Genomic DNA, 21169 nt, shown 5'->3' with positions numbered 1-21169 from the left:
ATCGGTTAATTTATTTAAAGAACTCATCATGAAAAAGATAGTTAATTTATGGCTGCTCAGTTGTATCTTGACTCTTGTTGCTTGTGGGCAGAAGACCGAAAAGCAACAGGAAGTGAAGGAAGATACTGCGGCTAAGAAGATGTTGCAAGGCATTTGGCTGAACGATGACGATGAGGATGATGTGGCGTTCCGCGTAAAAGGCGATACGATTTATTATCCTGATTCTACCAGTCAGCCTGTCTACTTCTACATTGCTGGCGATACGCTTGTAATGAAGGGTGCTAATATTGCAAAATATCCGATCGTAAAACAGGCTGAGCATATTTTCCAGTTTAAAGTGCAGAATGGGGATGTGGTTAAGCTGGTGAAGACGGAAGATAAGTCTTATTTGCAGCAGTTCATCCACAACCATGTTTCCGTGGCGCTGAATCAGAATACGCTGATTAAACGTGATACTGTGGTTGTAAGGGGCGATGAGAAATATCATCTCTACGTACAGGTTAACCCAACAAGTTATAAGGTCTACAAGAGTTCTTATAATGATGATGGTGTTGAGGTAGACAATGTTTATTATGATAATATTGTGAACTTGCATGTTTATCATGGTGCCAACTGTCTGTTCTCTCGTGATTTTCATAAGAAGGATTTCGATAAGCAGGTTCCTGCTTCTTTCTTGAACCAGTCTATATTGAGCGACATCGTATTCAATAAGATAGATGAATCTGGCATTCATTATCTTGCTGTTCTGGCAATGCCTGACAGCAGTTTGAGTTATCAGGTTGAGGTTATCATTTCCTTTGAAGGAAAAATGAGAATGCGGGTTAAGAGCTAAAAAAAGAAATAAAAAAGTCGCCCTGAAAGGGAAAGCATTGAATGTAAGATGCTTTTGTCCTTTCAGGGCGATTCTATTTTTTATGTGCTTATCCTGGAGGGATAGCTTGGTGGCTCAACTTTTAATTGAAGAATCCCAGCAAAGCTCCGGCTGCAACGGCAGAACCGATGACTCCCGCAACGTTTGGTCCCATGGCGTGCATGAGAAGGAAGTTGTGGCGGTCGTATTCCAGACCCAGGTTGTTGGAGATGCGTGCACTCATTGGTACGGCACTCACTCCGGCGTTTCCGATAAGTGGATTCAGTTTCTTGCCTTTTGGCAAGAAGAGATTCATCAGCTTGACGAATAAGATTCCGCTTGCCGATGCGATGATGAAAGCAAGAGCACCGAGAGCAAAGATTTTGATGGTGTTTAATGTCAGAAACTCTGAAGCCTGGGTAGAACAGCCTACGGTCAGGCCGAGGAGGATAACGACAATATCATTCAAGCTGCTGCTTGCTGTCTTGGCGAGTCGGGTTGTCTTTCCACTCTCTTTCAGAAGATTTCCGAAGAACAGCATTCCTAATAATGGCAAACCGGATGGAACGATGAAGGTGGTGAGAAGCAGACCGATGATAGGGAAGAGAATCTTTTCGGTCTGTGAAACCTGACGTGCCGGTTTCATCTTGATGACGCGCTCTTTCTTGGTTGTAAGCAGTCGCATCAAAGGTGGCTGGATTACAGGCACCAGTGCCATGTAAGAGTAGGCGCAAACCGCAATGGCTCCCATGAGGTTCGGACTCAGTTTGCTGCTCAGGAAGATGGCGGTTGGTCCGTCTGCTCCTCCGATAATGGCAATACCAGCTGCCTGGTTAGGTTCGAACCCAAGAGCCAGTGCAATCATATATGCGCCGAAGATTCCAAATTGGGCAGCGGCTCCAATCAGGATGAGCTTCGGGTTGGAAATGAGCGCAGAGAAGTCGGTCATGGCTCCAATGCCCAGAAATACGAGTGGCGGGTACCAGCCCTGTTTCACTCCCTGGTAGAAGATGTTCAGAACGGAGTTGTCTTCGTATAAACCTATTTCGAGTCCTGCATCGGCACGGAATGGAATGTTGCCAAGAATGATTCCCAATCCGATAGGAACCAGGAGCAGCGGCTCAAAATCTTTCTTGATGGCGAGCCAGATAAAGAGTGCTCCCACCAGAATCATGATGAGGTTTCCTGCCGAGGCGTTGGCAAAGCCCGTAAAGGTAAGAAACTCATTGAAGTTTTGTATGATGAAATCCATAATTTACTTTGAACTTTGAAAGTTAGACATTGATTTACTTTGAACTTTGAAAGTCGAACATTGAACTTTATGATTAGTCTTTTGATTGGAAGAGTAATCATTAGCTTTTGTCTAAACAGCTTATTACGCGATTGTAACAAGCGTGTCTCCTTCCATTACTGCGTCTCCCTTGTTCACGTTGATGCTGGTAATGGTTCCCGAAGTTTCTGCATCGATGTTGTTCTGCATCTTCATGGCTTCGAGAACGACAACAGTATCGCCTGTGTTCACCTTGTCACCGACTTTCACCTTGATTTCGTTGATAGTGCCAGGCAGAGGGGCAACAACTGGTTTGCCTGCAGCAGGAGTTGCCTGTTTGCTTGATGAAGCAGAATCAGAACTTGTTGCAGAACTGGAACCTGCAGCAGAACCTGCGCTTGCAACAGAGCTGGCAGAAATGTTGTTTTGTCCATCACTTAACTTTACTTTCTGCTTACTGCTCTTAACCGGCTGTTTCATTTCCACTTCGAATGGAATTCCATTCACGGTTACATTGGCGATATTGCCTTCAATATCCTGTATTTCAACGACGTAATCTACGCCTTTAACCTTATATTCGTACTTTGCCATAGTTTTATATTTTAACGTTGTTATTGTTGTTGTTGAATTTCGGAGCATTCCATCTGGTCTGTTTTGGCTTGATGGTGATAATGCCTGGTTCTACATCATGAACATCTTCCAGATATTCCTGTAGTGCAAGGGAGATGACTGCCATGTAAATCTCCTTATCAATACCCTTGGTTTCTAAACCATCTTTCAGAATCACGTTGGTCTTATGACTGAGGTCATGAGTAACCTCGATGGTCTTCTTTCCTGTCTTATATAATAAGGTGGCGTGCTTCTCAGTAGCACGGGCGATGCGCTGTTTATGTTTCATGTAGGCTCCGAAAACCCAGAACACGATGAAGAGGAGAGCAAGGCAGGCAAATACGATTCCCATTGAAAGTACGGCGATTCCTATTCCGTATGGGTCGCTTTTCTTCAATTGCTGGGCTTTACTCAAACCTGTGTTTTGAGGCAGATAGCCTGGAGTTACTGATCCGGCAATGGCTTTCTCCCATGTCTTGAAGTCCTTACTCAGTTCAAAACTCTCATCGGCAGCCAACACTGGCACGCTTACGGAATCTATCAGGTCAACGGCATTTCCGTCATAGAGTGCTATCCAGTTGGACATCTTTTCCTGTAGAATAAGATTGAGATGAAAAGGTCCCGAGTTGGAAGAATTCTTTGCCTTCCAATGTTGTCCGTTCCTGCCATTCTGGTACCAGGAACTGCTGTCGAAGATAACGATGCTCTTCTTGCCTCCCAGTGTGGTTCGTGGTTCATTGTTAGGCAATGGACACATCAACTGTCGGCGAGCTTCAGGCGACATTTTCTTGTCGAGAACCCTTCGGTCGGTGGTTAGGAACATACCACGCACATTATACGTGGTAAAGGAGGAATTGCTCAATTCCACCCATGGTTTGTGCTGCCCGTACTCATCTACAAGATTGGTACGGTTGTCGGTCATCACCTCCGTAATACGGATACTTTTGGCTCCTTGACTCCAAGCGGGCAAGGACGTGATGACTAGCATGGTTATCAGAAATCCCAATTTCTTCATACGCTTACTAACGTTTATAGGGTTATTGTTTCATATTTCGAAAAAATCTGCATCATATAGGAACGATAGCTGTTCCTAGAAGATTCATTAGGTTTGTTTCTTGTGCTCAAAGGTACGAAGAATTTCTGAAAGGACAACAAAAAAGGTGCACAATTTTTAGTCATTGTGCACCTCTTTTATAATTTATAACTATTTCCAGTTGTTTTGTTAACTTTTGTAAGTCTTACGCTCCGCAGAAGAACAGCACCACTATCTGGGCTGTAAAGATACGGAGGAACATGCTCAATGGATAAACCGTAGAGTATCCTACAGCTGGAGCCTCTTTAGAGCAAGAAGCATTTGCATAAGCCAATGCAGGAGGGTCTGTGTAAGTACCGGCGAGCATACCCATGATGGTGAAGTAGTTGAACTTAAACTTCAGGCGGGCAATCGTACCGATGATGAAGATAGGAATAACGGTGATGAGGAAACCGCATCCCACATATTTCAAACCGTCACCCTGTACTACTGTGTCCCAGAATCCGGCTCCAGCCTTGATTCCCACACTCGCCAGGAAGAGTACAAGTCCTATTTCTCGCAGCATCATATTAGCCGAAGTCGTCGTATAAGTTACCAGCTTCATGCGATAGCCGAAACGACCGATGAGGATGGCGATGATAAGCGGACCTCCGGCAATACCCAACTTCAAAGGCACCGGCATTCCCGGAATGGCAAATGGGAGAGAACCGAAGATAATACCTACCATAATGCCTACGAAGATAGTGGCAATGTTAGGCGCATCGAGGCGCTTTACAGAGTTACCCATGATTTCAGCCACACGGTTCACATTCTCTTCAGGACCTACAACCAGAATCTTATCACCTACGTGGAAGTGGTGGTTTCTACCTGCAAAGATGTCCATTCCCTGACGGGAAATACGGGTTACGTTAACGCCGTATACGCTGGAGAAGTGCATCTTACCCAAGGTCTTACCGTTCATTTCCGGACGGGTAACGATGATACGGCGAGAAACAAAGTGCTGTACTTCATCCTTCTCGCGGTCCCATTCAGCTTCAACCTCTGGTCCGATGAAAGCCTTGATGGCTTCAGCATCAGCCTCTGCACATACAACGAGCAATTCATCTCCAACCTCAAATTTAGTCTTGCTGTTAGGAATACTCACCTCGCCATTGTGGAGCAGTCGTGAACATACAATGTCACGGTTCAAGAATTCTGAAACTTCTCTCAGCGTTCTGCCTGTAATATAAGCATTTTCCACGCGCAAGTGCATGTTATGGGCCTTAGCGTGTGGGTTGGCAGCATCTTCTTCGTTAAGCTGTTCTTCCTCATCAGCAGTATTAATCTTACAGATGTACTTGATAAGGATAGTAGCACCGATAATGCCCACTACACCAAGAGGATAAGCACAAGCATAACCATTGGCAATACTTGGAGCGCCATTAGGGAAGACGCTGAGCAAAGCCTCGTTGGCTGCACCAAGACCCGGAGTATTGGTAACCGCACCATAGAGTGTACCTATCATCATAGGCAGGTTGTTAGGGTTGCTCGTATCAAAGAAGAGATAATAGCAACCAAACATCACGAGAATGTTGAGCAGAATAGCGCTAGCCGAAAGCATGTTGAGCGTAACACCACCTTTCTTGAAACTCTCGAAGAAGCCAGGTCCTACCTGGAGACCAATCATGAAGACGAAGAGGATCAGGCCGAAGTCTTGCACGAAAGTGAGAATTTCCTTTGGACCGGTGAAGCCAACGTGGCCAGCCAAAATACCTGCGAAGAGAACGAAGGTGACACCTAACGAAATGCCGCCAATCTTTAGCTTTCCGAGGTAAACACCAATAGCTATCACGATAGCGTAGAGTAGGGCGATGTGAGCCACCGACTCGGTATTGGTGAAGAGATTAACAATCCAATCCATGTATTCGTTTTAAAATCAGAAAATTATATTCCTGTAGTTTACCAAATTATTTTAGAATTTATGTTTTCTGTTGCTTGTTTTAAATGAAAGATACAGTTCTGTTTATAGAGAGAATCTGTAGATTATTAGGGGATTCAGTTAAAACTGAAAATTGGAGGACATCACATAGGATGCCCTCCAACCTATTTTTTCTTGTAAAAAATCAAGCCCTTTTTACAAATGGCTTTCTTTTTGACATGAGATTACTTCTCGATAGCTGCTACACCTGGCAATACCTTACCCTCGATAGCCTCGAGGAGAGCACCACCACCTGTAGAGATGTAAGATACCTGATCAGCCAAACCGAACTTGTTGATACAAGCTACAGAGTCACCACCACCGATGAGTGAGAATGCACCTTCCTTAGTAGCCTCAGCGATTGCGTCAGCGATAGCCTTAGAACCACCAGCGAAGTTGTCGAACTCGAATACACCTGCAGGACCGTTCCAGAGGATAGTCTTGGCACCCTTGATGGCAGCTGCGAAAGCCTTGCGAGTCTCAGGACCTGCGTCCATACCCTCCCAACCGTCAGGGATGTTGTTAGATGGGCAAACCTGAGTATTGCAGTCGTTCTTGAAGTCGTCACCGCAGATAGAGTCTGTGCCGAGTACGAGGTTTACACCGTTCTCCTTAGCCTTCTTGATTACGTCGAGAGCAACGTCGAGTTTGTCATCCTCGCAGATAGACATACCAATCTTGCCGCCGAGAGCCTTAGAGAATGTATAAGTCATACCACCGCAGAGAATCAGGTTGTCAACCTTAGTCAACAGGTTCTCGATGATACCGATCTTAGTAGAAACCTTAGAACCACCCATGATAGCTGTGAATGGGCGCTTGATGTTGCCGAGAACTGCGTCAACAGCCTTAACTTCCTTCTCCATCAAGAAGCCGAGCATCTTGTGATCCTTGTCGAAAGAATCAGCGATGACAGCTGTAGAAGCGTGCTTGCGGTGAGCTGTACCGAATGCGTCCATTACATATACGTCAGCGTAAGAAGCCAACTTGGCAGCGAACTTCTTCTGACGCTCCTTCATCTCAGCCTTAGCAGCATCGAATTCTGGAGTACCCTTCTCAACGCCAACTGGCTTGCCTTCCTCTTCAGGATAGAAGCGGAGGTTCTCGAGCAAGAGAGCCTCACCTGGCTTCAAGGCAGCTGCCTCAGCATCAGCGTTACCGCAGTCCTTAGCGAACTTAACGTCTACGCCGAGAGCGTCTGATACGTTCTTAACAATCTGTGAGAGAGAAAGCTCTGGTTTAACCTTGCCCTTTGGCTTACCCATGTGGCTCATCATGATGAGCGCACCGCCGTCTGCAAGTACCTTCTTCAATGTAGGAAGGGCACCGCGGATACGAGTGTCGTCTGTTACATTACCATTTTCATCCAATGGCACGTTGAAGTCAACGCGCACGATTGCCTTGTGACCGGCAAAGTTAAAATCTTCAATTTTCATTTTACCTAAATTTTATTTAGTTTATGTACTAATTTATTGTTCTAAACCTTTCTGCTGGTTTCAAAAACCGAAGGCAAAGATACAAATTATATTTGAATCAGCAAAATATAGTAGCGGTTTTTATGATTTTTAGTAGATGAAATCGTCTGTTTGCTATATCGGGTTTGCAAAATTCGTGTTTTGCGCTTCCTTCTGCCTGATTTGTTAAACAAAATGGAGAGAAATGAAATATATTCTTAACAAATTACTTTTTTTTTGGATTTTTCGATAATAAATAGTACCTTTGTGCGCAGTTAAAACGTTATTACATATAAATGAGATAAAATGGCGAAAGATAAAATTGCTTTTGTGTGCAGCAATTGCGGACAGGAAAGTGCCAAATGGATGGGCAAATGTCCTAGCTGCGGACAATGGAATACATTTAAGGAAATTCGTATTGCTGCTGATTCCGGATCGCAGGCTGCGAAGAACGCCGGAATGACCATGCGTCATGGTGGGGCTGCCACGATGTTTGGCGGGCAGCACAGCGAGCATGATGCTGCGCCGATGAAGCTTCGCGATATTTCTGCGATTGATGAACCGCGCATCGATATGAGGGACGAGGAGCTGAATCGTGTGCTGGGTGGCGGAATGGTTCCTGGCAGCATTACGCTCCTGGGCGGTGAACCGGGAATCGGTAAGAGTACGCTCACCTTGCAGACTATTCTGAACATGACTGACCGCCGCATCCTGTATGTGAGCGGAGAGGAAAGTGCCCATCAGATTAAACTCCGTGCCGACCGGTTGGCTAAAGGACAGGCGATGCTCAGAGAGGGTTCTTCTGCAGACATTCTGAAAACGGCTTCTCTTTCATCAGAAGGAGCCTTTGATCATATTACGGTCCTCTGTGAAACGCAGTTGGAGAAAATCTTCAGCCATATTCAGGAAGTGGCTCCACAACTGATAGTTATAGATTCTATCCAAACTATTGCTACGGAAGAAGTAGACAGTTCGCCGGGTTCTGTTTCCCAAGTTCGTGAGTGTGCAGCCTCCCTGCTCCGTTTTGCCAAGACGAGTGGCATTCCGGTTATTCTGATAGGACATATTAATAAGGAGGGAACGCTTGCCGGACCAAAGATTCTGGAGCACATCGTAGATACGGTGATTCAGTTTGAGGGCGACCAGCATTACATGTACCGCATCTTGAGAAGCATCAAAAACCGATTCGGAAGTACTTCTGAGTTGGGAATCTATGAGATGATGCAAGGCGGACTCCGACAGGTGAGCAATCCTTCAGAGTTGCTGCTTACTGAAGATCATGACGGGCTTTCGGGTGTTGCCATCAGCGCAGCCATCGAGGGTGTCCGTCCGTTTCTGGTAGAGACGCAGGCTTTGGTTTCAACAGCAGCCTATGGAACTCCGCAGCGTTCGGCAACTGGTTTTGACCAGCGCCGTTTGAACATGCTCCTGGCGGTTCTAGAGAAACGTGTGGGGTTCAAACTGATGCAGAAGGACGTGTTCCTGAATATTGCCGGAGGATTGAGAGTAACCGATCCTGCCATGGACTTGAGTGTATTGGCAGCCGTATTAAGCAGCAATGTTGACACGCCTATCGAGCAAGGTTGGTGTATGGCAGGCGAGGTAGGTCTGAGCGGTGAGGTTCGTCCGGTGAGCCGTATCGAGCAGCGTATTGCTGAGGCCGAGAAACTGGGATTCCAGCACATCATCATTCCGAAGTACAACAATCATGGTTTCGACCATAAGAAATATAAGATAGAAATTCATCCCGTAAGGAAGGTGGAAGAAGCATTCCGCTGCCTGTTCGGGTGAAGTAATAGTAATCAAACAGTTCAAATTTCAAAATTCAAAGTTCAAAGTAAAATGAAGGATTCAGTAATCATTGTGAGCGGCGGCATGGATAGCATCACGCTGCTCTATGACAAGAAGGACGAGATAGCCCTGGGTATCAGTTTTAACTATGGAAGTAATCATAACGAGCGTGAAATTCCTTTCGCCAAGATGCATTGTGAGCGTTTGGGAATCAAGCATATTACGATAGATTTGGGTTTCATGCATCAGTATTTCAAGAGTTCTCTTCTTGAAGGTGCCGATGCGATTCCTGAAGGTCATTATGCTGATGATAATATGAAGAGTACGGTGGTTCCTTTCCGTAATGGAATCATGCTGAGCATTGCCATCGGCATTGCTGAGAGTAATAATCTGAAGAAAGTTTTCATCGCTAACCATGGTGGCGATCATACGATTTACCCAGACTGCCGTCCGGAGTTTATCAAGGCGATAGATGAGGCTGCTGAAGCAGGAACGTTCGTTGATGTGCGCGTGGTGGCTCCTTATACGAATATTACCAAAGGGCAGATTGCGGAGATAGGTAAGAAGTTGGGCATTGATTATGCTGAAACCTGGAGCTGCTATAAGGGTGGTGAGAAGCATTGTGGCAAATGCGGAACTTGCGTTGAGCGCAAGGAGGCTTTGGCCGAGGCGGGTATTGAGGATACTACCGAGTATGAAGAATAAGGATGACGACGAACCAGGCGTTCTTCGTTCCCTATATATAATAAGGTGTAATCAGAATAAATATAATAAAAGAAAATGAAAACAGCGATTTTATCTGCGGCTCTGATGCTTGCATCAACCGTTGCGATGGCTCAGAAGAGCAACTTCCAGTTGAAGGTGGATTTGAAGAATTTCAATTCCGATTCTGTACTTGTTTACAAGGGCAGAAATGTTAAGATGGATACGGTTTTGGTGAAGAATGGCAAGTTTACCTATTCTGCAGACCTTGATAAGGCAGCCGGATACGTTTTCCTCTCACCTGAAGCTTATCGTGGTGCAGGTCAGTTTATGTTCAACCTGCCTTGTGTTCCTGGCGAGAAGGCTGAAGTTAAGGGCGATGCAAAGACCCGCTTCGATATTTCGGGTTCTAAGTTCTATCAGCAGTATCATGAAGTAGATGTTCTGCTGGAGAATGCTAATAAGGAGTTGAGAGATTACGAAGCTTCCCTGGACCAGAGAATCAAGAATGGTGAGACCCAGCAGAGCATCATGGCAGAATATGAGCAGAAGGCTCCTGCCCTGCAAAAGGCAAAGGACGATAAGATTTTCGATTTCGTAAAACAGCATCCTGATTATGAGGCTTGTGCTACTATCATAGAGCAGTTTGATGATGTCAGCAAGATGGAGAAACTGCTGGGCTTGCTCTCTGAGAATGTGAAGAACGGCAGAATGAAGGCTTTCTACCAGCCAATGATTGATATGGCTAAGAAGCGTGCTGAGGCTGAGGAGAAGGCAAAGAAGGTGCAGGCTGCCGGTGTTGAGGCTCCTGACTTCACGCTGAAGGATATTAAGGGAAATGATTTCAAGCTTTCCAGTCTTCGCGGCAAGATTGTAGTTCTCGACTTCTGGGGTTCATGGTGCGGATGGTGCATCAAGGGAATGCCTAAGATGAAGGAGTATTACGAGAAGTACAAGGGCAAGTTTGAAATTCTTGGTGTAGATTGTAATGATACAGAGGCTAAGTGGAAGGCTGCTGTTGAGAAGCATCAGTTGCCATGGATTCATGTTTACAATCCTAAGGACAGTAAGGTTCTCAGCGACTATGCTGTTCAGGGTTTCCCTACTAAGATTGTGATTGATGCTAACGGTAAGATAATCAAGACCATCGTTGGTGAGGATCCTGCTTTCTACACTTTGCTTGATGAAGTGTTGGGCAAGTAATGTTAATATAAAACAATGTCGCCCTGTAAGTGCAAAATTACATTTGCTCTTACAGGGCGATTTTTTGTTTGTTCAGTATTTTATTTCTTTTTCTTCTTCAATTCCAGTTTCGGAATCTTGATTTTCTGTCCGGCTTTTACGGTGCTTGTACCATTCAGGGCTTCTACGTAGCATTCCATGCCAGAACCTAAATAGCGGGTGCTGATCTGTTCGAGGGTCTGACCGGCGCCAACCGTAACGGTCTGGGCAACTCCTATGATTCGGTAAGCTCCCGTGCGTACGCGAGCATCCTTGTCAAACTGGGATGATGCTATTTTCGAAGTAGCCTTTTCTTCGGCTTTATCTTTAGCCTTTTCTTTCGCTTCAGCCTTAGCTTTTGCTTCAGTCTGCTTAGCTTTTTCAGCGTTAGCACTTTCCTCATCCGAATTTTCAGCCAGTTTTACTGCTTCTGCAGTTTTAGCCATACGGATGCTGTCTTCCATCGCTTTCTGGCGGAGTTTCTGTTCCTGAGAGAGTGGGGCGGCAACTGGTTTGGCTGGGACTTTCTTGGCTGGAGCCTGATGATACTGGTTTAGCTGCATGGCTAGATGATCGCGCTGGGCAGTCATCTGACCATAGTTGAAGGCAAACCATCCCATTCCGCCAATCAAAGCTACTACGATGAGACAGACTGCAACGACCAGATAGCGAGGAATAACAATATGATGAGAATTGGAAGATTCTTCTTCCTCCTCTTCATCTTCAGATTCATCTGATGCAGGTACTGCGGGTTCAACAACTGCTTTCAGGGCTTGCTGTTGCTGGGCTAATTCAAGCTTCTCTTGCTCCAGTCTTTCCTGCTCAAGTCTTTCCTGTTCCAGTCTTTCCTGCTCAAGTCTTTCTTGCTCAAGTCTTTCCTGCTCCAGTCTTTCCTGCTCCAGTCTTTCCTGCTCCAGTCTTTCCTGTTCCAGTCTTTCCTGCTCAAGTCTTTCCTGCTCCAGTCTTTCCTGTTCAAGTTTCTCCTGCTCAAGTCTTTCCTGTTCCAGCCTTTCCTGCTCTTGCTTTTCTTTCTGTATTCTTTCCTGCTCCAGTTGAGCTTGTTTTAATCTTTCCAGTTTAGCTTGTTCAATAGCAATTTGCTTTGCCAGTTCGTCTTCGGCTTCTTTTTCCTTTTCCTTTTCAGATCCGTTTACGACAGCCTCCGGATTTGGAGTTGCAGTTTTTTCTTCGTCCAGAAAATCGATTACTTGTGCAGGAGCATCTTCTGTCTGTTCTTCTCCAAACTTCTCATCTATTTCATCGAAATCTACGCCGTCATTTACCACCACCGTTTCAAATTGGGCGAATGGCTTGTTCACGATTTCTTTCAGGATGTTGTCAGGCGTGAAGGTGAGTTTGTCTCTGCCTTCAATGGTGAAGCGCTCGCCCGTGTTCACATTGATGCTTTCACGGTCTTTCGTGGCCTGTACCTTAAAGGTGCCCAGCCATTTTATCTTCACCTGCTTGTCGGCTTCGAGTCCCTGGTTGCACACATCAAACATCTTTCGGATGAAGAGTTCTGCTTCCACCTGGCTCAGACCGCTCTTATCTGCCAGCAGTTTTCCGAGTGTATTTAAACTGAATTTGCTCATTGCTCATCCCCTCCATTCTTTAGTTTTTCCTTGACCGAAGCAACCGGTCGGAAACCCAACACCAACTTAGGCGGCACCAGCTGGCGCTTCTTGGTAGTAGGATTAACCACCACTCGCTCCATGCGCTTCTTCACTTCGAAGGTGCCAAAATTGGGGATAGAGACAGCTTCTCCATCCTCAAACTCGGCAATCATAGCGTCTATCGCCTTGCGCACCAACTTCTGGGTGTCTTCCTGCGAATAGCCGGTTTGCTGAGCCAGTTCAGCGATGTATTCCTTATTGTTCATATTTATTTAATATGTAGTCAAAATTTCTTAAACTCCAGGCTATGGGGGAGAGAATGATTATTTCACCACCTTGCCATAGAGGTCAAATTCCTCGCTTGCAGTAATTTCTACCTGATAGAAACAGCCCACGCGCAGACGCTTCTCATCGGCACGGATCAGAACCTCAGGGTCTACTTCCGGAGAGCAGAACTCTGTTCGTCCGATGTAGTAATCGCCTTCCTTGCGGTCGATGATAACGGTCATGGTTTTGCCCACCTTATCTGCCTCAATCTCAGAGCTGATGTCTTGCTGCAGAATCATCAGTTCGTCCAGCCGGCGCTGCTTTACCTCGGCAGGCACGTTGTCTTCGTAGTGGGTGGCGCTGTAGGTTCCTTCTTCCTCAGAGTAGGCAAAGGCGCCCATGCGCTCAAATCTCTGTTCGCGTACGAAGTCGAGGAGCTCGTGGAAATCCTCATCTGTCTCGCCTGGGAACCCAACCATCAGCGTAGTGCGGATGTGAATGCCTGGCACGCGTTCGCGGATGGCCTTCAGCAGATTGATGGTTTCCTGCTTCGTTACGTGGCGATGCATGCTGGTGAGCATGTGGTCGCTGATGTGCTGGAGGGCAATGTCGAGATATTTGCATACGTTTGGCTTCTCGCGCATCACGTCCAGAAGATCCATAGGGAACTGGTTTGGATAAGCATAATGCAGGCGAATCCATTTCACGCCCGGAATATCAGCCATCTCGCTGATGAGTTCGGTAATATGATGCTTGCCGTCAATATCTACGCCGTAGTAGGTGAGTTCCTGAGCGATAATCTGAAACTCCTTCACGCCTTCTGCCACCAGTTCGCGCACCTCCTGCAGAATCTCTTCCTTCGGACGGGAAACGTGCTTGCCGGTGATGATAGGAATGGCGCAGTAGGCACAGTGGCGGTTGCAGCCCTCAGCTATCTTGATGTAGGCATAATGGTGCGGAGTGGTGAGATGACGCTGGCCGTTGCAGGATGAAACTTCCGCCTTGCCGAGTTCCTGCAGGAGCTGCTTGTAGTTGAATTTGCCGTAGAACTTATCCACTTCAGGCATTTCTTCTTCCAGTTCCTTCTGGTAGCGCTGCGAGAGGCAGCCCATTACGTAGAGCTTTCTGAGTCGGCCTTCTTCCTTAGCCTGGATAAACTCCAGGATGGTGTCGATGCTTTCCTGCTTTGCATCCTCGATGAATCCGCACGTATTGATGACGGCTATCTCGCCCTGAGGGCGCTTTGAATCGTGAACGCAATGGTAGCCGTTTGCCTCAAACTGCTTCATCAGCAACTCGCTGTCTACGAGATTCTTCGAGCAGCCCAGGGTAATAATATCTATCTGATTTTTCTTCATTTTCTAATTTTTAAAGAGCGAGTCTACGAATTCTGTCTTGTTGAAGAGCTGCAGATCTTCCATACCTTCGCCCAGTCCGATGTATTTTACAGGCACCTTGAGCTGGTCGCTGATGCCGATGACAACGCCGCCCTTAGCGGTTCCGTCGAGCTTGGTGATGGCGAGCGAGGAGATGTTGGTAACGGCAGAGAACTGCTTAGCCTGCTCGAATGCATTCTGTCCGGTACTTCCGTCGAGCACGAGCATTACCTCGTCTGGTGCTTCAGGCATTACCTTCTTCATCACTTCCTTTATTTTCTTGAGCTCATTCATCAGGTTCACCTTGTTGTGCAGTCGGCCTGCCGTATCGATGAGCACCACGTCGGCGCCGTTTGCCTTGGCGCTCTGCAGGGTGTCGAACGCCACGCTTGCCGGATCGCTTCCCATCTGCTGTTTCACTACAGGCACACCCACGCGCTCGCCCCAGATGCAAATCTGCTCTACGGCAGCGGCACGGAAGGTGTCGGCTGCTCCCAGAACAACCTTCTTGCCAGCCTTCTTAAACTGGTAAGCCAGCTTGCCGATGGTGGTTGTCTTGCCCACGCCGTTTACGCCTACTACGAGGATAACGTAAGGCTTATGGTCGGCAGGAAGTTCCCAGTCTGCCAGGTCATCGCTGTGATTCTCAGAGAGGAGAATGGCGATTTCCTCGCGCAGAATGCGGTTGAGCTCGCTGGTTGAAACATATTTATCGCGGGCCACACGTTCTTCGATGCGGCGGATAATCTTGACCGTGGTTTCTACACCTACGTCTGAAGTGATGAGTACCTCTTCGAGATCGTCGAGCACATTATCATCGACGGTAGACTTTCCGGCAACGGCGCGCGCCAGTTTGCCAAACACACTCTCCTTGGTTTTTTCAAGTCCCTTATCGAGAGTTTCCTTCTTTTTGTTGCTGAATAATCCGAATAATCCCATAATTTTGTTTTTTATCTTCTGCAAAGATAATGCAAACGAGCGCAATGAAAACTTGCTTTCAAATTGCCGAGTGCAGCTTATCTTCTGCAAAGATACTCATTTTTTTTTATTTTATGGCTTTTTCACTTGCTTTTTCGCCCTTTTCGAGAAAAAAAGTAAAGATTTAGAGGGTTTTATGTCATGATGGAAGAGTTTTCGCCGATATTGTGGGTTAATAAGGTTTAATAAATAATGTTGTCAGATACAAAAACAAATCGCCCTGCAAAGGGACAGAAGTGGTTTGGCTTCTGGACCCTTGCAGGGCGTTCTGTTTATTTCTTCATCATTTCCTTTACGGCTCTTTCGAGCTGGGTATCATGGCCATTGATGAAATCTTCCGGACTGTTGTAAACCTCAATGTCTGGGTTCAGCTGGGTGTTTTCGCCGAACACGCCACGCATGTCGCGGCAGCCTACCTGAGGAATACCGAATACCAGCGTGTTGTCCATCAGCGTTTCCCACCATACGGCTGTCATGGTTCCTGCTACAGGAGCACCAATCAGCTTGCCGATTCCGAGTTCCTTGTAAACCCATGGGAAACCATGACCGTTGCTGTAATCATTCTCGCAGATCATGACGCAAGATGGCTTCACCCATTTGTTGAACGGATCGCGGCCAACTACCTTACCGTGAGGTACAAACTCCTGATACTGCTTGCCGTTGAGTAGGGTGCAGAGATCATCGTGCAACCAGCCGCCACCATTATGGCGCTCGTCTACGATTACAGCGTCTCTGTTTCGGTTCTTGTCGCTCAGCAGTTCGCTGTAAACGGTGCGGAAACTCTCCGAATCCATCGCCTTAACGTGAACATAAGCGATGCGTCCGCCCGAAATGCTGTCAACGAAAGCGCGGTTGCGGTCTACCCATCGCTTGTAGAGCAGGTTGTTGAGTTTGCCCTGAGAGATAGCCTTCACCGTAACCTCCATCTTCTTGCCCTTGGCGTTTCTGATGCCGAGGCGTACATTCTTGCCAACCTTTCCGTCGAGCAATGGGAAGTAGTCCATTCCGGCTTTAATCTCCTCGCCGTCGATGCTCTCGATGATGCTGCCGGCTGTAACGCCCGTATTCTTCACATCGAAAGGACCACGCTTGATAATCTCCTGAATCTTCAGGCCGTCGCCCTGGTACTGAGGGTCGAAGAATACTCCCAGGTTGGCGGTGGTAAACGCACTGTTCGAAGCGTAGTAGCGGGCTCCTGTATGCGAAGCGTTCAGCTCGCCAAGCATTTCGCTCAACATCTCCTGGAAGTCGAAATTGTTGTTGATGTAAGGCAGGAACTTCTCATAGGTCTTGCGGTAACCTTCCCAGTCAACACCATGAATCTTAGGGTCATAGAACTTGTCTTTCACCTGTCGCCATATGTGGTCGAAGAGATACTGGCGCTCCTCGGCTGGCTTATAATTGAAGTTAGCCTCAAAGCTGATATCCTTGGTGCTGAATCCGCTCAGATCCACCTTCTTGATGCTGCTTCCGTTGCAGATGAAGAGGTTCTTCACATCCTTGTCGGTCTGCAGGTTGCCCTGGCCTACGCCCTTCATCACGAGCTTGGTAGAGCCGTCCTTCAGGTCGTGCTGCCAGAGGTCGTAATCATCCTCGAAGGCTGCCTGGTAGTAGAGCTTGTCGCCGTCTTTAGAGAGCACAGCATCGCCCATGTGCGAAGAGTTTGCGGTGAGGCGTACGATTCTGTCGCGGCAGTTTTCGATGTCCAGCTCCAGTGGCTTTACCTTTTCCACCTCTATCTTTCCGGTCTTCTTCTGCTTTTCGTCAGCTTTCTTTTTTGCCTCTTCCTTCTTCTCGTCTTCCTTCTTCTCCTTTTCGTCCTTGTTGGCGTCAGCCAGTTCTATCTCTTCCTTGCTCATGTTGAAGCGGTTGTAGGCGTCCAGGTCGAAGAACATGATGTAGGCATCGTCTTCTGCTCCCCAGCTTCCATGACTGCGGTAGCCGGCTCTGTCGCTCTGGAAGAGCATTGCCTTGCCGTCGAGCACCCATTTGCCGTTGCTGTCGCTGTAGCCGGAATTGGTCAGGTTGTGAACCTCTTTGCCGTCAGCCTTTACCAGCGCAATATCCTGGTTGTTCCAGCCGCCGTTGCCGATATAGGTTGAAAGGAGCCATTTGCTGTCTGGCGACCATTCGAAAGCGATGTCTCCATCGCTGTAAGAGTAGACGTATTTGCCATCGAGCACGGTGCGGATTTCCTTCGATTTCAGATTGATGATGCGGAGTGCTGCACGGTCTTCGAAGAAAGCCACTTCCTTGCCGTCAGGAGAGTATTGCGGATACTGCGATGTAATGCCTGTTTTCACCAGCTGCTCTTCCTCGATATCGGTAGCGTAGGTGAAGTTCTTCTCTTTCTCGTTCTTGATTTTAGACTGGTAAATCTGCCATACGCCGTTGCGCTCGGCTGCATAGACCAGGGCTCTGCCGTCTGGCGAGAAGCTCAGGTCGCGCTCCTGCTGCGGTGTGTCGGTAATGCGCTTGGTAGTGGTATATTCTACAGAAGTTACGTATACGTCGCCATGCATCACGAAAGCCACTTCCTTGGCGTCTGGCGAAACGGAAATCTCTGTAGCTCCCCAGCTTTTAATCTGACGTACGAGGCTTGGAGCATCGTTATCTGTTGTAATGGAGATGTTCACCTTCTGAGGCTCTCCACCTTCTTTCACGGTGTAGATTTCGCCATCATATCCGTAGCAGAGCAGGTCGGCGCTGGATGCAGTGAGGAATCTTACCGGATTGCCTTTGTGGTGGGTAATCTGCTTGTCGCTTGAACTTTTGAGGCTGCGGCGGTAGATATTGAATGTGCCGTCCTGCTCGCTCAGATAGAAGAATGATTTCTCGTCTGATGTCCATACTGGCGAGCGGTCTTCGCCGGCAAAGGTAGTCTGCTTGGCAAACTTACCGTTGCTCTTCAGCCAGATGTCGCGAGCGATAGGTGATTTCTGGTGTTTGCGCCAAGGGTCTTCGTATCCCTTTTTGTCGTGGTAGAGAATGTCGCCGTTCTTGGCGATGCTGATATTCTCCATGGTGAGGGTAGAGAAGAGTTCCGGTCTTCCGCCCTTGGTGCTTACCTTATATACTTGTGGGAATGTGTTGTCGCCGAAGATGATGCTCTGGGCTGTAGGCTGCAGACTGGCAGAGTAGAGCACATGGTCGTTGTCTGCAAAGGCGATAGGTGTTTCGCTGCCGCTGTTGGTGGTGAGTCGGGTAGGAGCACCGCCTTTTGCATCGATTACGAAGATGTCGAGACTTCCTTCGCGGTTAGACTGGAAGGCAATTTTCTTGCTGTCAGGGCTCCATACAGGATGCGAATCGAAGGCTGCATGGGTTGTGAGCTGTCGTGCTTCACCGCCGTTGACAGAAACACTGTAGAGGTCGCCTTTATAAGCGAAGGCGATGGTAGTGCCATCAGGCGAGATGGCTGGGTAGCGCATCCAGAGCGGATGTTCTTCTGCGCTGGCAGAGAGTGCTGCTGAGAGCAGGGCTACTGAAAAGATTAACTTTTTCATTTGCGTATGTTTTATGTTTGAATATGCGTTATAAAAATCTCTTCTCTTTCGGGGCCAGAATGCTGTTTCTTGCTCCTAACGGATGCAAAGGTAGTTATTTTTTGCGATATTTAAGCATAAAAAAAGAAAAAAGTGAGAAAAAGTTTGGTGTATTCAAAAAATATATGTACCTTTGCAGCCGCAAATAAGAAAAGTGGCTGATTGCGTTATTGGTTAGCTGGTTTGCGATTTAAAAGTGTTGGTTCCGTAGCTCAGTTGGATTAGAGCAACAGCCTTCTAAGCTGTGGGTCTTGGGTTCGAACCCCAACGGAATCACTATAATAGGCAAAATGAAACTTATTTGTACAAAAATAGCGTGAGAGAACAATAGTAGTAAGTTACTTATTCATAGGTACTTATCTCTGTTGTTCTTTTTTGTTTTTAAATATATTTTATCACTTATTCCTCTTTTATATACTCTTTTTGTAAATGGCTATTAATCAATATGTTATGAATTTGACGTATTGAGAAATCATCCATGTGTGTTACAAATGTGTTATCAAAAAGCGCTAATGTGTTACCAGAATAGAGAAGTTGAAATCCTTAATGACCTTAATGACCATGACCTTAATGACCGGAAAATGGCCCTAAACATTCATTTGTTTTTCTGATGAAATTCCTTCCTTATCTTAGCCATTGCTTCCGTAGCTATGTCATGGGTTTCTATCAGCAATGGGCTCTTGTGGTATTGCACGATTTTGACTCCGACTGAGTTGTGCCTTTTCTTTACCTCGATGCATTGAATGATCAAGTCCGGATTGGCTGATTTAGCCGTTGGAGTCTTGTCAAAGTTCTGAATATAGGCAGCGTTGGTCAGGAAGAAAATGTCGGAACCTTCCGGTATTTCCTGCATTACTTTCACCATGAGGGTTAGCATCATGCGGAATTCCGTGGTGTGTAGGTCGCTGATTACATTACGGCTGATGATATTGCCGTTATGCTCAATCACAACGGCTGCACCACCAGCTCGCTCTTTATGGTCATAATCACATGAGCCACCTATCCAAACGTAATATGTTGATGTATCTTGTGTCATAATTATTTTATCTTCAATGTCCGCAGATATTCCTTCTGTTCGGGCGTGATTCTGTAGCTCTCGATGGCCTTTTGGATGGTCTTGTTGTGCGTCCAGGGAGCAAGGCGGTGTTGCTCGATGTAGGGAATCGCCTGGTCCCATTGCTTGGCAAGGGCGGTGGCGAAGAACCAGGCTACCATCATTCTTACGTAATACTCTTCGCTCCTTACTGATGCAGGAATTTCAAGATATTCTGCCTTGAAGTCTTTATCCAGGTAATGAGACATAAGTGTCTCTATTCCAAAACGACAAGTATAAACGTGTGACGATTTACTCCAAGTCTTAATCTTCGCCAACAGTTCCTTCTTGTGTTTGGCAAATACCTTCGGAGACATGATGTCGCACACTGCCCAGTTGTCCACGAAAGGCAGGAAACTGTCTGTAAGACGAATGCATTCTTCGTAGTCCTTCACCTCGGAAATGAGGAGACCGTGAAGCATGTTCTCATCGTAGTATTCGTGAGGAAGCAGATGAAGGAATTCCTCGCATTCAGCCTTTTTTGTAAATTCTTTTGCGAACTTGCGAAGCACAGGCACACGAATGCCTATGAAACTCTCCACAGGCACTCCCGGTGTCAGTTTGGCTTGGAAAGCAGCATACTGCTTATCCTGCATGGCGAACAGTCTTTCTTGAAGTGAAGTCATAAATCTTATTGTTATTTTATCTTGTTATATTCCTCATCGCTCACAGCCTCCTGCCACTCGTTGGATGTGTTCTCGCCAGGAATTTCAAAGGCGAGGTGGGCAAACCAGCTGTCTTTTGCTGCACCGTGCCAATGCTTCACGTTGGCAGGAATATGGATGACTGTGCCGGGGAGGATTTCCTGCGCAGGCTTTCCTTCCTCCTGATACCAGCCACGTCCGGCTACGCCTACCAGCATTTGCCCGCCACCCTTTGTAGCGTGGTGCGTGTGCCAGTTATTGCGGCAACCTGGCTCAAAGGTAACGTTGAAGAAAGGTATCTGACTATCAGATATTTGTGCCAGATAACTGTTGCCTTTGAAGTATTTGGCGTAAGCGGTGTTGGGTTCGCCAATAGGGAATATCATCTCGCGCTGGAAAGCAGCCTTGGCGTCTTCTCCTTTCACATCTTCATTCCATACCTCCTTTGCCAGATTGAAGGCAGCCCAGGCCTTTGGCCAACCGGCGTAGAAGGCGATGTGAGTAATAATCTCTGCTGCTTCCGTGCGGGTAATTCCATTGTTCTTTGCCGACTGCAAGTGATATTTCAGCGAGTTGTCGGTGATTCCTTGGCTGATGAGCGAAGTGATTGTTACCAAACTGCGGTCACGCAATGAAAGCAGGTCATTGCGGCTCCATACTTCTCCGAAGAGAATGTCGTCGTTGAGGTGGGCGAACTCCGGGGCAAACTCACCCAGCTGGGTGCGCCCTGCTGTCTGTACTATTTTCTTCATTGTATCATATTTTTAAA

At 47.0% G+C, this 21169-nt stretch carries 17 protein-coding genes and 1 tRNA gene; 5 read left to right on the top strand and 13 right to left on the bottom strand.

Features of this window, described 5'->3' with window-relative positions:
* Positions 1-28: 28 nt before the first annotated feature.
* A complete protein-coding gene (locus tag KUA46_RS06090; RefSeq protein WP_218487108.1) occupies positions 29-832 on the top strand; it encodes a DUF4738 domain-containing protein in 804 nt (267 codons plus the stop codon).
* 121 nt (positions 833-953) lie between these two features.
* Here KUA46_RS06090 and KUA46_RS06085 read toward each other — a convergent pair whose 3' ends face one another.
* The 5 genes from KUA46_RS06085 to KUA46_RS06065 form a co-directional block, all read right to left on the bottom strand.
* Complete coding sequence (locus KUA46_RS06085; protein ID WP_022121790.1) at positions 954-2102, bottom strand: sodium ion-translocating decarboxylase subunit beta; 1149 nt, start codon at positions 2100-2102, stop codon at positions 954-956.
* Positions 2103-2225: 123 nt separating this feature from the next.
* Positions 2226-2711 (bottom strand): biotin/lipoyl-containing protein, encoded by a 486-nt coding sequence (locus KUA46_RS06080; protein ID WP_218487107.1) that lies wholly within the window; start codon positions 2709-2711, stop codon positions 2226-2228.
* 4 nt (positions 2712-2715) lie between these two features.
* Complete coding sequence (locus KUA46_RS06075; protein ID WP_153092788.1) at positions 2716-3744, bottom strand: OadG family transporter subunit; 1029 nt, start codon at positions 3742-3744, stop codon at positions 2716-2718.
* A 223-nt stretch (positions 3745-3967) separates the two neighbouring features.
* The gene (locus KUA46_RS06070) at positions 3968-5662 is read right to left on the bottom strand and encodes a putative transporter (protein ID WP_218487106.1); all 1695 of its coding nucleotides are present in this window, start codon (positions 5660-5662) and stop codon (positions 3968-3970) included.
* A gap of 242 nt (positions 5663-5904) precedes the next feature.
* Positions 5905-7152 carry a phosphoglycerate kinase gene (locus KUA46_RS06065; protein WP_022121786.1) on the bottom strand — a complete coding sequence of 416 codons (1248 nt, stop codon included), beginning with the start codon at positions 7150-7152 and terminating at the stop codon, positions 5905-5907.
* 324 nt (positions 7153-7476) lie between these two features.
* On the opposite strand from KUA46_RS06065, the gene radA reads away from it, so the two are divergent.
* The 3 genes from radA (at position 7477) to KUA46_RS06050 (ending at position 10866) form a co-directional block, all read left to right on the top strand.
* On the top strand, positions 7477-8961 hold the full coding sequence (gene radA / locus KUA46_RS06060) for a DNA repair protein RadA (protein WP_153086536.1): 1485 nt from the start codon (positions 7477-7479) through the stop codon (positions 8959-8961).
* 51 nt (positions 8962-9012) lie between these two features.
* Positions 9013-9666, top strand: coding sequence for a 7-cyano-7-deazaguanine synthase QueC (queC, locus tag KUA46_RS06055; RefSeq protein WP_006846476.1), 654 nt, complete (start codon positions 9013-9015; stop codon positions 9664-9666).
* A gap of 75 nt (positions 9667-9741) precedes the next feature.
* Positions 9742-10866 carry a redoxin domain-containing protein gene (locus tag KUA46_RS06050; RefSeq protein WP_218487105.1) on the top strand — a complete coding sequence of 375 codons (1125 nt, stop codon included), beginning with the start codon at positions 9742-9744 and terminating at the stop codon, positions 10864-10866.
* Positions 10867-10946: 80 nt separating this feature from the next.
* Here KUA46_RS06050 and KUA46_RS06045 read toward each other — a convergent pair whose 3' ends face one another.
* The 5 genes from KUA46_RS06045 to KUA46_RS06025 all read right to left on the bottom strand — a co-directional run bounded on the left by KUA46_RS06045 (position 10947) and on the right by KUA46_RS06025 (position 18624).
* Complete coding sequence (locus KUA46_RS06045) at positions 10947-12476, bottom strand: HU family DNA-binding protein (RefSeq protein ID WP_218487104.1); 1530 nt, start codon at positions 12474-12476, stop codon at positions 10947-10949.
* Positions 12473-12763 carry an HU family DNA-binding protein gene (locus KUA46_RS06040; RefSeq protein WP_006846479.1) on the bottom strand — a complete coding sequence of 97 codons (291 nt, stop codon included), beginning with the start codon at positions 12761-12763 and terminating at the stop codon, positions 12473-12475. The genes KUA46_RS06045 and KUA46_RS06040 overlap by 4 nt, the downstream gene beginning before the upstream one ends.
* A 57-nt stretch (positions 12764-12820) precedes the next feature.
* Positions 12821-14122: a 30S ribosomal protein S12 methylthiotransferase RimO gene (gene rimO, locus KUA46_RS06035; RefSeq protein WP_218487103.1), complete on the bottom strand. Its 1302-nt coding sequence runs from the start codon at positions 14120-14122 to the stop codon at positions 12821-12823.
* A gap of 3 nt (positions 14123-14125) precedes the next feature.
* On the bottom strand, positions 14126-15079 hold the full coding sequence (gene ftsY, locus KUA46_RS06030; protein ID WP_218487102.1) for a signal recognition particle-docking protein FtsY: 954 nt from the start codon (positions 15077-15079) through the stop codon (positions 14126-14128).
* A gap of 311 nt (positions 15080-15390) precedes the next feature.
* Complete coding sequence (locus KUA46_RS06025) at positions 15391-18624, bottom strand: S41 family peptidase (protein WP_218487101.1); 3234 nt, start codon at positions 18622-18624, stop codon at positions 15391-15393.
* 240 nt (positions 18625-18864) lie between these two features.
* Between KUA46_RS06025 and KUA46_RS06020 the strand changes: the two genes are divergently transcribed.
* Positions 18865-18939 (top strand) — tRNA-Arg (locus tag KUA46_RS06020).
* Positions 18940-19258: 319 nt separating this feature from the next.
* On the opposite strand, the gene KUA46_RS06015 is transcribed toward KUA46_RS06020, so the two are convergent.
* The 3 genes from KUA46_RS06015 to KUA46_RS06005 are packed head-to-tail and all read right to left on the bottom strand — an operon-like array spanning position 19259 to position 21152.
* The gene (locus tag KUA46_RS06015; RefSeq protein ID WP_218487100.1) at positions 19259-19699 is read right to left on the bottom strand and encodes a ribonuclease H; all 441 of its coding nucleotides are present in this window, start codon (positions 19697-19699) and stop codon (positions 19259-19261) included.
* 2 nt (positions 19700-19701) lie between these two features.
* Entirely contained in the window at positions 19702-20382 is a 681-nt protein-coding gene (locus tag KUA46_RS06010; RefSeq protein ID WP_218487099.1) for a DNA alkylation repair protein, read from the bottom strand.
* 11 nt (positions 20383-20393) lie between these two features.
* Complete coding sequence (locus tag KUA46_RS06005; RefSeq protein ID WP_022121776.1) at positions 20394-21152, bottom strand: carboxymuconolactone decarboxylase family protein; 759 nt, start codon at positions 21150-21152, stop codon at positions 20394-20396.
* Positions 21153-21169: the final 17 nt, after the last annotated feature.

Source organism: Segatella copri (assembly GCF_019249765.2).
Classification (GTDB): domain Bacteria; phylum Bacteroidota; class Bacteroidia; order Bacteroidales; family Bacteroidaceae; genus Prevotella; species Prevotella copri_K.
Note: the sequence above shows the minus strand (reverse complement) of the source record. Positions and strands in the feature narration are given on the sequence as shown.

Bases quoted from the DNA above. Each gene is read 5' to 3' on its own strand.
- KUA46_RS06090 (WP_218487108.1), top strand. From the start codon at position 29: ATGAAAAAGATAGTTAATTTATGGCTGCTCAGTTGTATCTTGACTCTT.
- KUA46_RS06065 (WP_022121786.1), bottom strand. From the start codon at position 7,152: ATGAAAATTGAAGATTTTAACTTTGCCGGTCACAAGGCAATCGTGCGC.
- KUA46_RS06070 (WP_218487106.1), bottom strand. From the start codon at position 5,662: ATGGATTGGATTGTTAATCTCTTCACCAATACCGAGTCGGTGGCTCAC.
- KUA46_RS06045 (WP_218487104.1), bottom strand. From the start codon at position 12,476: ATGAGCAAATTCAGTTTAAATACACTCGGAAAACTGCTGGCAGATAAG.
- queC (WP_006846476.1), top strand. From the start codon at position 9,013: ATGAAGGATTCAGTAATCATTGTGAGCGGCGGCATGGATAGCATCACG.
- KUA46_RS06085 (WP_022121790.1), bottom strand. From the start codon at position 2,102: ATGGATTTCATCATACAAAACTTCAATGAGTTTCTTACCTTTACGGGC.
- KUA46_RS06015 (WP_218487100.1), bottom strand. From the start codon at position 19,699: ATGACACAAGATACATCAACATATTACGTTTGGATAGGTGGCTCATGT.
- KUA46_RS06010 (WP_218487099.1), bottom strand. From the start codon at position 20,382: ATGACTTCACTTCAAGAAAGACTGTTCGCCATGCAGGATAAGCAGTAT.
- KUA46_RS06080 (WP_218487107.1), bottom strand. From the start codon at position 2,711: ATGGCAAAGTACGAATATAAGGTTAAAGGCGTAGATTACGTCGTTGAA.
- ftsY (WP_218487102.1), bottom strand. From the start codon at position 15,079: ATGGGATTATTCGGATTATTCAGCAACAAAAAGAAGGAAACTCTCGAT.
- radA (WP_153086536.1), top strand. From the start codon at position 7,477: ATGGCGAAAGATAAAATTGCTTTTGTGTGCAGCAATTGCGGACAGGAA.
- KUA46_RS06050 (WP_218487105.1), top strand. From the start codon at position 9,742: ATGAAAACAGCGATTTTATCTGCGGCTCTGATGCTTGCATCAACCGTT.
- KUA46_RS06025 (WP_218487101.1), bottom strand. From the start codon at position 18,624: ATGAAAAAGTTAATCTTTTCAGTAGCCCTGCTCTCAGCAGCACTCTCT.
- rimO (WP_218487103.1), bottom strand. From the start codon at position 14,122: ATGAAGAAAAATCAGATAGATATTATTACCCTGGGCTGCTCGAAGAAT.
- KUA46_RS06005 (WP_022121776.1), bottom strand. From the start codon at position 21,152: ATGAAGAAAATAGTACAGACAGCAGGGCGCACCCAGCTGGGTGAGTTT.
- KUA46_RS06040 (WP_006846479.1), bottom strand. From the start codon at position 12,763: ATGAACAATAAGGAATACATCGCTGAACTGGCTCAGCAAACCGGCTAT.
- KUA46_RS06075 (WP_153092788.1), bottom strand. From the start codon at position 3,744: ATGAAGAAATTGGGATTTCTGATAACCATGCTAGTCATCACGTCCTTG.